The sequence below is a fragment of the Bacillus sp. OV322 genome (assembly GCF_900112495.1).
Classification (GTDB): domain Bacteria; phylum Bacillota; class Bacilli; order Bacillales; family DSM-1321; genus Peribacillus.
Genome location: NZ_FOMA01000001.1, coordinates 270,535 through 284,910 on the forward strand (window position 1 = coordinate 270,535; position 14,376 = coordinate 284,910).

Sequence of the window (14,376 nt, forward strand, 5' to 3'; positions counted from 1 at the left end):
TAGCTATTTTTTAAAATATTATTACATTTTAGTTAACTTTTTTAAAAAAGCTTATGTACAAAAATTTAAAAAATTGTATAATAATCTTTGTAAGAATTTTTAAAAAGAGGGGTGTCACGAATTTGAAAAAGTCAAAATTTTCTTTGCTTTTAGTTCTTACACTTGTATTTAGTTTGATCCTTGCTGCGTGTAGCGGTAAAGATGATAATAATTCAAGTGATAAGGGAAAAGACAAAGGTGATGGCAAGGCAACAAGCTCAAAGTTAGCTTCTAAACAGGAAGCAAAGATTTTAGAGTCTTCTGAAATTCCAACTATGGATACTGCTCTTGCAGAAGGATCTACAAGCTTTACTTACATCAACAACGTAGGCGAAGGTTTATACCGCCTCGACCAAAAAAATAAGCCGGTTCCAGCTCTATCAGACGGCGAGCCGCAAGTAAATTCTGATAAAACAGAATTTACATTCAAAATCAGAGATGCAAAATGGTCTAATGGAGATCCAATCACTGCTCAGGACTTCGTTTTTGCATGGCAGCGTGCAATCGACCCTAAAACAGCTTCACCTTACGGACCATACATGATGGGCGGGAAAATCAAAGGAGCCCAGGAAATCACAGATGCAGCAGCTGCTAAGAAGCCTTACGATGTTAAGAAGCTTGGCGTAGTTGCTAAAGACGACAAAACACTGGTTGTTACTTTCGAACAGCCGATTCCATACTGGGAAGATCTATTCGCATTCCCGACTTTCTATCCTCAACAAGAGAAATTTGTTAAGGAAAAAGGCAAAAACTATGCAAGCAATAAAGATAACCTTCTATACAATGGACCATTCGTTATGACGAAATGGGACGGCCCTTCAGATACTGAGTGGGTACTTGAAAAGAACAAAAATTATTGGGATGCAGACAACGTGAAGATGTCTAAGCTTACATTCAACTCTGTTAAAGATTCTTCTGCAGCAGTCAATGCATTTGAAGCTGGCGAAGTTGATGTTACAGGAAAGCTTTCTTCAGACCTTGTTCCTCAATATGAAGGCGACAGCCGTTTGAACAACAAACTGGAAAAAACAGTTTTCTGGCTTAAGATGAATGAAAATGCAACATCCGGCTTCAAGAATGAAAATATTCGCCGTGCAGTAGCACAAGCGTTCAACAAAGATGATTATGCAGCAAGCATCCTGAATAACGGATCTATCCCTGCAAATGGCCAAATGCCAAAAGAATTCGTAACTGATCCTAATACAGGAAAAGACTGGCGCGAAGTGAATGGCGATTTGCTTAAGTTTGACAAAGATGCAGCAAAAGCTTCATGGGAAAAAGGCTTGAAAGAGCTAGGCAAGAAAAGTCTGACTTTGCGTTTCCTTGGCGACGACACAGAAAGTGCAAAGAAAACGGCTGAGTATTTCAAAAGCCAGCTTGAAACAAACCTTCCTGGTCTAACTATTAAGGTAGAAGCTGTTCCTTTCGCTGTCCGTCTAGAGCGCGACAACAAAATGGATTATGATATCCAAGTTGCTGGATGGGGACCGGATTTCCGCGATCCAATGACATTCTCTGACCTATTCGTTACTGGCGGAGGAAGCAACAGAATGGGATACTCCAACAAAGAGTACGACAAGCTGATCACAAAAGCACGTACAGAACTTGGCGGAAATCCTAAGGAATACTACAAAACATTGTTAGAAGCTGAGAAAATTCTTGTTCAAAAGGATGCAGCAATCGCACCAATCTATCAGCGTTCAAGCGCTATCCTTCAAGCTGCAAAAGTTAAAGACATTGCAAAATATGATTACGGTCCGGATTATTGCTACAAATGGACTTATATTACAGAAGAATAAGATATTAACAGCATTTTTCGTTTCTAAAAATGATAGTTTAGGAGTTGAAAAGAGAGTATATTCCAAGATATACTCTCTTTTTCCCTGTAAGATAATTGTCGAAATATAGGGAAAATTAAAATTAAACAGGAGGTGCGCTTATGATCCGTTATCTATTAACAAGGGTTTTCTACATGATAGCGACACTGTTCATCATTGCGTCCGCAACCTTTTTTCTAATGAAGATCATTCCGGGAACACCATTTGCCAGTGCTGCGAAATTGCCGCCAGCACAGCTGGAAATCATGAAAACACAATATGGTCTCAACGATCCTGTACCGGTGCAATATGCCAAATATATCGGCCACCTTGCACAGGGGAATTTGGGCACAGCTTTCCAATTTGGTAATACTCCGGTAACTGAATTGCTTTCTAAAAGAATTGGGCCATCCTTCCAGCTTGGAATCCAGGCAATGATATTCGGTTCAATTGTCGGAATCATTCTTGGTGTATTGGCTGCCATTAAGCAAAATACATGGGTGGATTATTCAACTACATTCCTGGCTGTTGCCGGTAAGGCGATTCCAAACTTTGTTTTTGCAGGGCTGCTTCAATATTTTGTTGCTTTAAAACTGGGATGGTTTCCAGTTCTTTTCTGGAAGGGGTTTGAATATACAATTCTTCCGACAATAGCGCTCAGCATGTTCGTTATTGCTATTGCTGCCCGTTTCATGAGAACAGAAATGATTGAGGTTTTGGGTTCGGATTATATTACGCTTGCCAAAGCGAAGGGCGCAAGCTTCTTCGATATTGCGTTCAAGCATGCATTAAGAAATGCGCTCATTCCAGTAGTAACAGTCCTTGGCCCATTAACAGCAGCTCTTATGACTGGTTCTCTTGTAGTTGAGCAGATTTTTGCTATACCAGGCATCGGGGAGCAGTTCGTAAAGTCTATCCAGGTTAATGATTATAATGTCATTATGGGAACAACCTTAATGTTTGCTGCATTATTCGTTGTAATTATCTTGATAGTGGATATTTTATATGGAGTTATCGATCCTCGCATCAGGCTGTCAGGAGGTAAAAAATAATGGCTATTAAGAAAGAGAAAATTGCACAAGAAAGATTTGCTCCTGCTGTCATTGATTCTTCAGTAAGTGAAAATATCAATAAACCAAGTTTGAACTTTTGGCAGGATGCATGGCTGAGAGTTAAAAAGAATAAAGGGGCAGTCATCAGCCTGTATTTGATGATACTTCTGATCCTTATGGCATTTATCGGCCCAATGATCAGCGGAAGGGATGCTGATGCACAAAACGTCCGCTACCAAAACCTTCCTCCGAAAATTCAAGGCCTGGAAAATATAAGCTGGCTTCCATTTGATGGTATTAAGAAAAATCCGGCGGGCATTGAAATGGATATGTATAAACAAAAAAATGTAAAAGAATATTATTGGTTTGGTACAGATGCACTTGGCCGTGACTTGTTCACTAGGACCTGGAAGGGTACTCAAACATCATTATATATTGCTTTTCTGGCAGCTTTGATTGATATGGTCATAGGTGTTGCCTATGGGGCAATTTCAGGCTACTTCGGGGGACGGCTGGATAATACAATGCAGCGTATTACAGAAATATTATCTGGAATCCCGACACTGATTGTAGTTATCTTGATGATCCTTGTTCTTGAGCCGGGCATTATTTCAATCACGGTGGCAATGAGCATCACTGGCTGGGTCGGTATGGCGAGGGTAGTGCGAGCGCAGGTCCTTAAGCTGAAAGAGCAGGAGTTTGTTCTTGCTTCCAGAACTTTGGGGAATTCAAATGGAAAAATCATTTCGAAGCATTTATTGCCTAACTTATCTGGTGTAATCATCATCAACACGATGTTTACGATTCCGAATGCAATTTTCTTCGAAGCATTTTTAAGCTTCATCGGATTAGGGCTGCAGGCACCAAAGGCTTCTCTTGGTACATTGATAAATGACGGATACAAGGTAATTCGCCTGCATCCTCATGAAATGATCATTCCAGCAATTGTTATCAGTTTAATAATGATTGCATTCAATATGATTGCAGATGGACTCCGGGATGCATTGGATCCAAAAATGCGTGATTAAGAGAGTGGGGGAAATTCATGGAAAATATTTTGGAAGTTAAAGACTTAAACATATCTTTCCATACTTTTGCTGGTGAGGTACAAGCCATCCGCGGAGTAAACTTCAGTGTTAAAAAAGGTGAAACACTTGCGATTGTCGGCGAGTCCGGATCAGGCAAGTCTGTTACTACAAAAGCAATTATGCGGCTTCTGCCTCAAAGCAATTCTGAAATCAAAAAAGGTGAAATTCTTTTTGATGGCAAGGATTTAGCCAAGCTTTCTGATAAAAAAATGCAGAAAATCCGCGGTAAAGATATATCGATGATTTTCCAGGATCCTATGACATCGTTGAATCCTACAATAAAAATCGGTAAACAGATTATGGAGCCAATCGTCAGGCATCAAAACCTTTCTAAACATGCTGCAAAGCAGAGAGCAATTGAGCTTCTTAGACTGGTTGGGATTCCAAATGCCGAAGAGCGCTTTCAGCAGTATCCGCATCAATTTTCTGGCGGTATGAGGCAGCGTGTGGTCATTGCCATTGCTCTTGCCTGCAATCCGAAGGTTTTAATAGCTGATGAACCAACGACAGCACTTGATGTAACCATTCAGGCGCAGATTCTCGAGCTTATGAAAGACCTGCAAAACAAGATTGATACGTCCATTATTTTCATTACCCATGATTTGGGTGTTGTGGCAAACGTGGCCGACCGTGTAGCTGTTATGTATGGCGGGAAAATTGTAGAAATCGGAACAGTGGATGAGATTTTTTACAACCCGAAACATCCATACACATGGGGATTAATCAGTTCCATGCCGAGCCTTGATTCCAATGATGAAGAGCTGTATGCAATTCCTGGAACACCTCCAAACCTGTTGTTCCCTCCTAAAGGAGATGCTTTTGCTCCGAGGAACCAGTATGCTATGCAAATTGATTTAGAGGAACAGCCGCCAATGTTCAAGGTTTCTGATACACATTATGCAGCGACATGGCTATTGCATCCAGATGCCCCTTATGTTGAACCGCCTGAGGCTGTTAAAAAACGCATGTCACAGTTTTCAGCAGAGCAGGAGGGTAAATAATGGAACAGCGTGAAAAATTGGTTGAAGTTAAACATTTAAAGCAATATTTCAATGTAGGAAAACCAAGCATGGTAAAAGCAATTGATGATGTTTCATTCGATATTTACAAAGGTGAGACATTCGGTCTTGTTGGAGAGTCCGGCTGCGGAAAATCTACTACAGGCAGAACAATCATCCGGCTTTATAATGCAACAGACGGTGAAGTTATTTTTCATGGTAATAACGTTCATGGAAAAAAATCAAAAGCTCAGTTAAAAGACTTTAACCGCAAAATGCAAATGATTTTCCAGGATCCTTATGCATCTTTAAACCCTCGTATGAAAGTAGCTGACATTATCGCAGAGGGTATTGATATTCATGGATTAGCCAAGAATCCGAAAGAAAGAATGGCGCGTGTGTACAGTCTCCTTGAAACAGTCGGTTTAAACCGTGAACATGCAAACCGCTATCCGCATGAATTTTCCGGCGGCCAGCGCCAGCGTATCGGTATTGCCAGAGCACTTGCTGTTCAGCCTGAATTCATTATCGCTGATGAGCCGATTTCTGCGCTCGACGTGTCAATCCAGGCACAGGTTGTCAACCTTCTGAAGAAACTTCAAATCGAACACGGATTAACCTATTTGTTCATAGCACATGATCTTTCAATGGTTAAATATATCAGCGACCGCATCGGTGTCATGTATTTCGGCAAACTGGTTGAAGTAGCTCCAAGTGAAGATTTATACAGCCATGCCATCCATCCTTATACTCAATCGCTTCTTTCAGCGATTCCGCTTCCAGATCCTGAAAGCGAAAGAAAAAGAAAGCGTATTGTCTATAATCCGAAAGTACACAATTACTCTGAGGGTGAAGAGCTGAAGATGAGGGAAGTCCGTCCAGGGCATTTTGTATATTGCTCTGAAACAGAATATAAACAGTATAAAGCTATGCACTCCCAATAATGAAAAACGGTCTCCAGAAGAGGCCGTTTTTCATTTGCCGTTTTTATCTGTTAAAGACCGATATTGATTTTTTGCCATTAGACCTATTAGAATACACCGCGTCAAAAGTGAAGAAAAAATATGAAATTATGCTTATTTTTGCCAGAATTGTGGTATTAGTTAATTAAGCTCTGTTTTCTTCCGGGAGGTGCTGTACCGCCTGGAAAGTATAAAAGAGTAAAAGAGAGGAGGAATGGCATTCGCATGATGAAAAAAACATTACTGGCAAGCTTATTATTAGCAAGTTCATTGCCGCTCTCTGTATATGCAGATGAGCCCGAAAATAACGGCAATTTTGGGAAGAACGAAGTGTCTCTTGCTAAGAAAGAACTGCCGGATGCACTGTCTCGCTTTACATACAATTCCGGCCTGGATTTTAAATATCCGGATGCAGTCCGCGGCATTTATGTTACTGGATTTTCTGCGGGGGGATCACGGTTCAAAAAGCTTGTTGATTTTGTTGATAAAACAGAATTAAATTCAATGGTCATCGATGTGAAAGACGATACTGGAAATGTTACATATAAACCTGAAGATCATCATTCGCCATATGCGAGAATTGGAAAGAACTACATAAGCAATCCCAAGAGCATGCTGAAGGTACTTGAGAAAAAGAAAATCTATCCAATTGCAAGGGTTGTTGTATTTAAGGATTCTGTGCTTTCTAAAGCAAGGCCAGACTTATCCTATGTAGAGGGAAAGGAACTTTGGAAGAACGGAAGGGGAGAATCTTTTGTTAATCCCTTTTTGAAGGAGGTATGGGATTATAATGTCGGAATCGCCATTGAAGCAGCAAAGATGGGGTTTCAGGAAGTTCAATTCGATTACGTCCGTTTTCCTGAAGGATTTGAAAAAAGGGATAAGACACTAAAATACAGTATGGGGCCATATAAAAATCTGAAGATGGATAACGCCCACAAAAGGGTGCAAGCGGTTACAGATTTTGTTAAATATGCAAGAGGGAAATTAAAGCCGTATGGAGTTAAGGTATCTGCAGATATTTTCGGATATACGGCCACACTGCCTGAGGCACCCGGAATAGGGCAAAATTTTTCAAAGATAGCAGAGAATGTGGATGTGATTTCCTCTATGGTTTATCCTAGCCATTGGACTTCGTATTTTGGCATTTCCAAACCTGACCTGCAGCCATATCAACTGCTGAAAAAGTATGGAGAGCTGGAAAACAAAAAACTGGCAGCACTGAAAACTCCTCCTCAATCCAGGCCGTGGATACAAGACTTCACTGCTTCTTATCTTGGAGCCGGGAATTATCAAAAATACGGCAAGAAACAGGTGGAAGACCAAATTCGGGCCCTTAAAGACAGCGGAATAAAAGAATATCTCCTATGGAATGCGGGCAATACGTATTCAGAAAATGTTGATTATACCCCGTAAAATGTCTGCTAAGCGGGCTGATGTTTAGAATGAATAGGCAGCAGGGTACTCATACTATTAACAGGAACTAAAACAGCGATGGAGGATCATAGAATAGGCTGCTTACGCATAAAAAGCCTGCCGCAATATAAGCGGCAAGCACCTTAAATTATGAGAAAAAGCATAAACGTTCTGCAATCAATGCTTTTTCCTGCCTCCAACGCTCCGCCAGCCGCTTTGAATTCCTTCAGAACGGCTGGATATTTCCGTGCGCTGTTTTCCGCCAAAAAGCTTTTCTCCGATGCTGTTTGTCAAGACACCATTAAAAGCAGTAATTCCAATTACCAACAGTGAGAAAATCACCAAATCAACAAGATAGCCAGCCATAACCAACCTCCTAAATTAAACTGCTTAACAATGCGGAATCATAATCCCCTTTAATTAACTCAATGGTACCGAACCTAAGATGCTTTATACCCATTGTATATAATCAGTATTAGGATGAAAAGGAAAAATTTACAACCATGAATAGGCGAAAGGAGTATTTTTTATGAATTGGTATGAAAAATTAAATCAATACTTTCCTATACAGGAAATGAAATCAAAAGAGCATATGGAAACATTATTGAAGGAAAAGGCTTCTATTTACAAAAAGGATGAAGGGCTGAACCATGTTTTAATGTATGTCGAAACAGATGAGTTTATTTTCATCGATTACCTGTTTGTGTCAGGAAACAGCAGGGGACAGGGTCTTGGAAAGAAACTTATTCAAAAGCTGCAGGATAAACAAAAACCAATCCTGCTGGAAGTGGAACCTGCGAGTGACGAGGATCAGGATTCACAAAAAAGGCTTCGTTTTTATAAACGTGCAGGATTTGTACATGCGTCTTCCATTTCTTATCGCAGGCGATCTCTTGCAACAAATAAGATCAATGGCATGGAAATTTTATATTGGTCATCAAGTCCTGTGAGCGAAAGTGAAATTTTTGAAGATATGAAAGTAGTTTACAAGGAAATCCATACGTATAAGGATCTTCAGTTTTACGGCAAAGAATATCAGCCGTCTGAGGAAGTATTGAAGCTTCAAAAAAGCGGGGATGAAGAAGATATACTTGAAGCAGTAAATTAATATGCAGAGAAATATGGCAAAGGGCCGCAGATACTAAGACATAACAGCTAAAAGCTGTGCTTATTCGATATTTTTTGAATAAGCACGGCTTTTTTTATGCTTAGAAAAGATGTTTTATATTATTTCATACAGATTTCAGGATTTGGCAGCAAATGATTACTTCCTTCAAAAAACCAATGCTTTCGTGCATTTAACAAATTCAAGTGCAGTTCAATACAATAACCACTAAATACTGCTGATCTCATCCCTTCCGTCGTCTGCTTCATGGTGCCTGGACTCGGACCTGCTCTCCCTGTACTGGGAAAAAAGATTTATTTTTACAGATAAAAGAGGATTTATGCAAGAGGAAAGCGAAACTTTTTATAAAATGCCCTTTTATGCGTTTTAAAAATTATGACAGCGGGTACATCATACATATATGATAAAAATTAAATTCACGGAAAATTGGTGTTAATTGAGAAAATGCCCTTCATTTTATCAATGGAGGCAAGTTAAATTATTAAGCCATTTCATTGTTTTTAGCTAATGGGCCTGTAATACAGGAAAAAACACAGCAGTTTTCTATTTTAGATAAGTTCTATTCAATTCGAGATTTTTAGTGTATAATATTAATAGAAATTACTTAATTAAAGTTATTTCAAATAAAATTGGAAATATAACTGATACATTAGATTTCCCATCATAGATCGCCGATTCTATACTTAGGGAGTGTGATTTTAACATGGTAACATTATATACATCACCGAGCTGTACTTCATGCAGAAAAGCCAAAGCGTGGCTTGAGGAGCATGAAATTGCTTATTCCGAAAGAAATATTTTCTCTGAACCATTATCTATTGAGGAAATTAAAGAAATTCTTCGTATGACTGAAGATGGAACGGATGAAATTATTTCAACAAGATCAAAAACGTTCCAAAAGCTAAATGTAAATTTAGAAGCCTTGCCACTGCAAGAGTTATATAAAATCATCAAAGATAACCCTGGCTTGCTTAGAAGGCCGATTATATTAGATGAGAAACGCCTGCAAGTCGGATATAACGAAGATGAAATCCGCCGCTTCTTGCCCCGGAAGGTCCGTACCTTCCAATTGCGTGAAGCACAGCGAATGGTTAACTAGAAAAATGGATGAGCCCTGTCACATAGTGATTGGGCTTTTGTCTTTCTCAGGAAGCAGGAGTAAGACAAAAGAAGGGCATAATAGCCTTTAAAAGTGAAATAATGGGATATGCTTCTATAGTAACTTGCGGGGAATATCCGTGCCTTGCAAGTTAATTGATTTTTTTGTAAAATGAATGGACTATAGGCAAACAATTGTTTTTCTTAATGTAAGCTTTTTTATTTCCCTTATTCATGCTTTTATCATAAAATGTAATAAAACTAGAATATTTTTTACCATCGTGCTGGTGGTTACAAAATTGGCTCGATGGGTAAAGATAATATAAAGAGCCTAAACAGCTCGGGGGTAATTATCCCTTCAAAATGTGACCAGAAGGGAGAGGGAGAATAGTGGAAATCGAACGAATTAATGATGATACAGTTAAGTTTTATATTTCATATATAGATATTGAAGAAAGAGGATTTGACCGGGAGGAAATTTGGTACAGCAGGGAACGAAGTGAAGAACTTTTCTGGGAAATGATGGATGAAGTTCATCAGGAAGAAGAGTTCATGATTGAAGGCCCGCTGTGGATTCAGGTGCAGGCGCTTGAAAAAGGGCTGGAAGTTTTAGTAACAAAAGCGCAGCTGACGAAGGATGGGCAGAAAATTGAACTTCCTTTAACAGATGAAAAAATGAAAGACCTTCCTGTTGATGAAAAAATTGAATCCCTGCTCGATCAGCATTTTCAGGGGAAGCAGCAGGAGTACTCGACTGTCCAGTTTGAAGATGGATTTATTGAATTTATCACTGAATTTAAAGACTTTGAAGATTTAATTGCCCTCAGTGAACGAAGCGGATTAGATGGTTTAAATACTAAACTGTATGCCTACGGTGATAAATATTTTCTTTATATAGAATTTTCTGAAGAGGATATCGAAGAAGAGGAAATAGACAATATCCTGAGCATTCTTTTAGAATATAGCGAGGAATCGCCGATTACAGTTCACATGCTTCAGGAGTATGGGAAAGTTGTAATGGAAAATGATGTTTTCGATACGGTCTATAAATACTTTTCTTGATTTAAAGCCGATTTCGTTTAGGAATCGGCTTTTTTTGCTTTAAACTAAACTTTGCATGCACCTTAGATTGAGATAGCAGGCACTTTCAAGATACACTTTTAGAAAATGGGCAGGTGTCTTTTATTGAAAAATACGTTTCGTGTCCTGCTGCTGGCATTAATTCTGGCAGGAATTTGGTTTGTATTCAGAAAAAGCTTGGACGGAGACATATTAAGCTACTTTAGCCTCTTATTGTCGATTTCTTTATTTATTATAGGATTTATCATCTTTCTTGAAAATAGGCATCCTGCCCAAACGTTGACATGGCTGATTGTTTTTGGAGCATTTCCGCTTGTTGGCTTTATTTTTTATTTTTTGTTCGGCAGGAACTACAGGAAAGAAAAAATGTTCAGGAAAAAGTTCTTTTTAGATAAACAAGCTTATCAGAGCATTGCTGGCGAACCGGAGGCAATTGAAGAGAAGATCATGAGGATGGGTGACCATCAGCGGAATTTATTCAACCTGGCACACCGGATTGGCAACAGCCCCATCTCTTTTGCTACCGAAACCAGGATTTTGACCAATGGAGAGCAAACCTTCTCATCCATTATTGAGGAGCTGAAAAAAGCTGTACATCATATCCACATGGAATACTACATTGTCCGCCATGATAAGATTGGGTCTGAAATCAAGGATATCCTGGTGGAGAAAGCAAAGGAAGGTGTTAAAGTTCGGTTTTTATATGATGCTGTAGGTTCCTGGAAGCTTTCAAGAAACTATATTCAGGAGCTTAAAAATGCTGGTGTAGAAACTGTGGCGTTTGGCCCTGTACATTTGCCTTTTTTGAATAACAAATTTAATTTCCGGAATCACCGGAAAATTATTGTTATCGATGGATCTGTCGGATTCATGGGAGGATTGAATATCGGCGATGAGTATTTAGGAAGGAACGAACATTTCGGCTTTTGGCGGGATACCCACTTAATGGCCAAGGGAGAAGCAGTGCGCACGCTGCAGCTGATATTTCTTCAGGATTGGTACTACAGCACTGACCGCAGTTTTTTAACAGACGATTATATGTCCCCGAATCTCCCGATTGAAAATAGCCATGGCGGTGTACAGATGATTGCAGGAGGTCCTGATAATGAATGGACAGTGATCAAAAGTATTTTCTTTTCCATGATTACATCAGCAAAGGACTCTGTCTGGATTGCATCTCCTTATTTCATTCCAGATGAAGATATTTTTCAGGCGCTGAAAATTGCAGCTTTGAGCGGTATTGATGTCAGGCTGCTGGTTCCGAAAAATCCCGATAAGCGAATCGTGTATCATGCTTCCCGCTCCTATTTTCCTGAGCTGCTGGAGGCAGGAGTAAGAATATTTGAATATAAAAATGGCTTTATGCACAGTAAAATTGTAATTGTCGATAACGAACTAGCTTCAATAGGGACTGCTAATATGGATATGAGAAGCTTTCATCTGAATTTTGAAGTAAATGCCTTCCTGTATAGAACTAGAAGCACCCAAAAGCTTGTGAATGATTATCTGCAGGATATGCTTGTTTCAAGAGAACTCCATAGCGAAACATTTTCGAAGAGGAACATCGGATTAAAATTAATCGAGTCAACTTCACGGCTGCTATCACCGCTTTTATGAGCGGGAGGGTGAAGAAGGCTGCAAAAAAAGCCTTGAGGATTTCCTCAGGCTTTTTTTGTTGAGTTCTATGTGTCAGTTCTTGAAGGAAGCTGTTCTGCAGCCATTTTCTGTTCTTGCACTGGTGCAGTTTAGAAGATTATATACAATGGCGAATACAAAATATGTTATAATTTTGGTGATAACTGGGGGTGTGTAGATGAAAGTAATAGGAGGAATTTTACTGCTTTTGGACATTGTTTGCACTATTTGTTGGCACTTTCTGGTCTTAGCTATCGATGGATATGCAAAAGGTACTTCTTTTTTTCAGTTTAAACTGGCTTATGTTTTCAGTTTAATCATCGCTGTAATAGCGATCGTGATGATTGTAAAAACAAAACAGGCAAATAACAAAAGACCTGCAGAGGATATGATGAAAGAATTTATGGAAAATCCCCCGCCTAATATCAATAATATCAATCATTTTTGATTACCGCTTATTGCACTAAAGGTTTTTTAGTGCAATAAGTGAATATTAGAGGGACCAATAAGGTTCTTTTTTTTACTGAGGTTGTTTTTGTTTCATAAACTTTGCTGCTATGGAATAGGGGCTGATTTCCTCTCCAGGATGCTCGCTTTCCGCGGGGCGGGAGGTGAGCCTCCTCTGCTGCGTCTGCGGGGTCTCACCTTCCCGCTAATCTAAGCAGGAGTCTCGCAGCTTACGCTCCAATCAACCTTATTTAATAACGAGACCGCCTCACAGAACTCATTTTAAAAAACAATCTTTAAGACAAGAGCATTACTATAAAACCAACAGCATCGTTTAACAGAGCTTTTTGTGAAAATAAAAGGAAATGAGCATGGCCAGGAAGAATGTATAGCAGAAAAGGAGGAGGAATATGCTGACTGCGAAAAAAAGGGACGGAACAATTGTTACGCTTCCTTATAAAATGACCAAGCAGGCAATTGAGGATTGGAAACTGGGAGAGGGGTATTATTGCCCCTGCTGCGAAGCTCCGGTGATTTTAAAGGCTGGAGATATTAAAATTCCTCATTTTGCCCATAAACAAAAAGTAGAATGTGCCGCCTCATCAGAGCCTGAATCCCCCTATCATCTTGAAGGAAAAAGAAGCATTTTTGAATGGTGCAAAAGGCCGGGGCTGGAAGTATTTCTGGAATGTTATATTCCAGAAATCAAGCAGAGAGCAGATATACTTATCTGCAGCAGGAAGAAAAGATACGCAATTGAATTTCAATGCTCCGTCATATCCCAGGATGAATTTATGAAAAGAACCGCTGCCTATGTCAGTCAGAATATAACGCCCATTTGGATATTGGCCGAAAAGAATATCAGGAAAGCAGGCAGTTCCTTATTTTCTTTTTCAAGGTATCATTGGCTTTTTTTATGCAGTCCCCGCTGTAAACCCCTGATAATTACGTTCTGCCCCGTGACACAGCAATTTGGCCTGTTTTATGGTATTACTCCTTTTTCGCCACGAACGGCTTTTGCAAAACACCAAAGTTATCCTCTAGGTGAAATCTCTCCCCTTAAATTAATGGCTCCGCTCCCTGATTATCACAGCATTGTTGAACAATGGCGCATTAAGAGGCATTCCTGGTGCCTTAACAGCATATACACCGCAAAATCTTCACACCCCTTTCATCAATCTCTCTACCTGAACCGCCTGTCTCTGTCCGCACTTCCTCCGGAAATCGGTTTGCCTGTTCCTTCTATAGAAATCATAGAAACGCCTGCTGTTTATTGGCAGGCCTGGCTTTATACAGATCTTCTTGTAAAGAAAGAAGTCAATGAATACATTCATATCGAGCACTTTGCCGAAGCCTTTTTGAAGCGGGTAAAAAGAGGGCATATTCGCTTAAGGAACCTGCCTCTTATTCCACAATCAGACTGTAATTACATGGTGCCATTAAGTCATTATGCCGGCTTTCTTGCTAAAACAGGCATCCTAAAGGAAAAAGGAAGGGGGATATTTAAGGTCAATAGAAAAATAAATATACCAAGGGACTGCGAGGAAAGCGTAATGATGGAGAAAGTGTTTTATGAGAAGTTCAAATCAATGATTTTAAGTAGGGGAATGGAGTAAAC

Annotated in this window: 13 protein-coding genes; 12 read left to right on the plus strand and 1 reads right to left on the minus strand. The window is 39.6% G+C overall.

Annotation, left to right across the window (positions count from 1 at the left end):
- The first annotated feature begins 122 nt into the window (after positions 1-122).
- From BM126_RS01330 to BM126_RS01355, 6 genes are all read left to right on the plus strand, one after another.
- A complete protein-coding gene (locus BM126_RS01330; protein WP_090987472.1) occupies positions 123-1,838 on the plus strand; it encodes a peptide ABC transporter substrate-binding protein in 1,716 nt (571 codons plus the stop codon).
- 140 nt (positions 1,839-1,978) lie between these two features.
- Positions 1,979-2,908: an oligopeptide ABC transporter permease gene (gene opp3b, locus BM126_RS01335; RefSeq protein ID WP_090987474.1), complete on the plus strand. Its 930-nt coding sequence runs from the start codon at positions 1,979-1,981 to the stop codon at positions 2,906-2,908.
- Positions 2,908-3,936, plus strand: coding sequence for an oligopeptide ABC transporter permease (gene opp3C / locus BM126_RS01340; protein WP_090987475.1), 1,029 nt, complete (start codon positions 2,908-2,910; stop codon positions 3,934-3,936). Before opp3b ends, opp3C begins: the two co-directional genes overlap by 1 nt.
- 17 nt (positions 3,937-3,953) lie before the next feature.
- Complete coding sequence (locus BM126_RS01345) at positions 3,954-4,997, plus strand: ABC transporter ATP-binding protein (protein ID WP_090987477.1); 1,044 nt, start codon at positions 3,954-3,956, stop codon at positions 4,995-4,997.
- A complete protein-coding gene (locus BM126_RS01350; RefSeq protein WP_090987480.1) occupies positions 4,997-5,938 on the plus strand; it encodes an ABC transporter ATP-binding protein in 942 nt (313 codons plus the stop codon). Before BM126_RS01345 ends, BM126_RS01350 begins: the two co-directional genes overlap by 1 nt.
- A gap of 246 nt (positions 5,939-6,184) precedes the next feature.
- Positions 6,185-7,372, plus strand: coding sequence for a putative glycoside hydrolase (locus tag BM126_RS01355; RefSeq protein ID WP_090988354.1), 1,188 nt, complete (start codon positions 6,185-6,187; stop codon positions 7,370-7,372).
- Positions 7,373-7,549: 177 nt separating this feature from the next.
- Here BM126_RS01355 and BM126_RS01360 read toward each other — a convergent pair whose 3' ends face one another.
- Positions 7,550-7,738, minus strand: a complete 189-nt coding sequence (locus BM126_RS01360; RefSeq protein WP_090987482.1) for a hypothetical protein — start codon at positions 7,736-7,738, stop codon at positions 7,550-7,552.
- Between the two features lie 163 nt (positions 7,739-7,901).
- On the opposite strand from BM126_RS01360, the gene BM126_RS01365 reads away from it, so the two are divergent.
- The 6 genes from BM126_RS01365 to BM126_RS01390 all read left to right on the plus strand — a co-directional run bounded on the left by BM126_RS01365 (position 7,902) and on the right by BM126_RS01390 (position 14,374).
- The gene (locus BM126_RS01365; RefSeq protein ID WP_090987484.1) at positions 7,902-8,480 is read left to right on the plus strand and encodes a GNAT family N-acetyltransferase; all 579 of its coding nucleotides are present in this window, start codon (positions 7,902-7,904) and stop codon (positions 8,478-8,480) included.
- A 721-nt stretch (positions 8,481-9,201) separates the two neighbouring features.
- Positions 9,202-9,597, plus strand: a complete 396-nt coding sequence (spxA, locus tag BM126_RS01370; protein WP_071353177.1) for a transcriptional regulator SpxA — start codon at positions 9,202-9,204, stop codon at positions 9,595-9,597.
- A 389-nt stretch (positions 9,598-9,986) separates the two neighbouring features.
- The gene (gene mecA, locus BM126_RS01375; RefSeq protein ID WP_090987486.1) at positions 9,987-10,658 is read left to right on the plus strand and encodes an adaptor protein MecA; all 672 of its coding nucleotides are present in this window, start codon (positions 9,987-9,989) and stop codon (positions 10,656-10,658) included.
- Positions 10,659-10,781: 123 nt separating this feature from the next.
- Positions 10,782-12,293, plus strand: a complete 1,512-nt coding sequence (gene cls / locus BM126_RS01380; RefSeq protein WP_256212938.1) for a cardiolipin synthase — start codon at positions 10,782-10,784, stop codon at positions 12,291-12,293.
- A gap of 196 nt (positions 12,294-12,489) precedes the next feature.
- Positions 12,490-12,759 (plus strand): hypothetical protein, encoded by a 270-nt coding sequence (locus BM126_RS01385; RefSeq protein ID WP_090987490.1) that lies wholly within the window; start codon positions 12,490-12,492, stop codon positions 12,757-12,759.
- A 409-nt stretch (positions 12,760-13,168) separates the two neighbouring features.
- Entirely contained in the window at positions 13,169-14,374 is a 1,206-nt protein-coding gene (locus tag BM126_RS01390; protein ID WP_090987492.1) for a competence protein CoiA, read from the plus strand.
- Positions 14,375-14,376 lie beyond the last annotated feature (2 nt).

Excerpts from the sequence above, each read along its gene's own strand:
- opp3b (WP_090987474.1), top strand. The coding sequence starts at position 1,979 with ATGATCCGTTATCTATTAACAAGGGTTTTCTACATGATAGCGACACTG.
- BM126_RS01360 (WP_090987482.1), bottom strand. The coding sequence starts at position 7,738 with ATGGCTGGCTATCTTGTTGATTTGGTGATTTTCTCACTGTTGGTAATT.
- BM126_RS01365 (WP_090987484.1), top strand. The coding sequence starts at position 7,902 with ATGAATTGGTATGAAAAATTAAATCAATACTTTCCTATACAGGAAATG.
- BM126_RS01345 (WP_090987477.1), top strand. The coding sequence starts at position 3,954 with ATGGAAAATATTTTGGAAGTTAAAGACTTAAACATATCTTTCCATACT.
- BM126_RS01385 (WP_090987490.1), top strand. The coding sequence starts at position 12,490 with ATGAAAGTAATAGGAGGAATTTTACTGCTTTTGGACATTGTTTGCACT.
- BM126_RS01350 (WP_090987480.1), top strand. The coding sequence starts at position 4,997 with ATGGAACAGCGTGAAAAATTGGTTGAAGTTAAACATTTAAAGCAATAT.
- BM126_RS01390 (WP_090987492.1), top strand. The coding sequence starts at position 13,169 with ATGCTGACTGCGAAAAAAAGGGACGGAACAATTGTTACGCTTCCTTAT.
- BM126_RS01355 (WP_090988354.1), top strand. The coding sequence starts at position 6,185 with ATGAAAAAAACATTACTGGCAAGCTTATTATTAGCAAGTTCATTGCCG.
- spxA (WP_071353177.1), top strand. The coding sequence starts at position 9,202 with ATGGTAACATTATATACATCACCGAGCTGTACTTCATGCAGAAAAGCC.
- opp3C (WP_090987475.1), top strand. The coding sequence starts at position 2,908 with ATGGCTATTAAGAAAGAGAAAATTGCACAAGAAAGATTTGCTCCTGCT.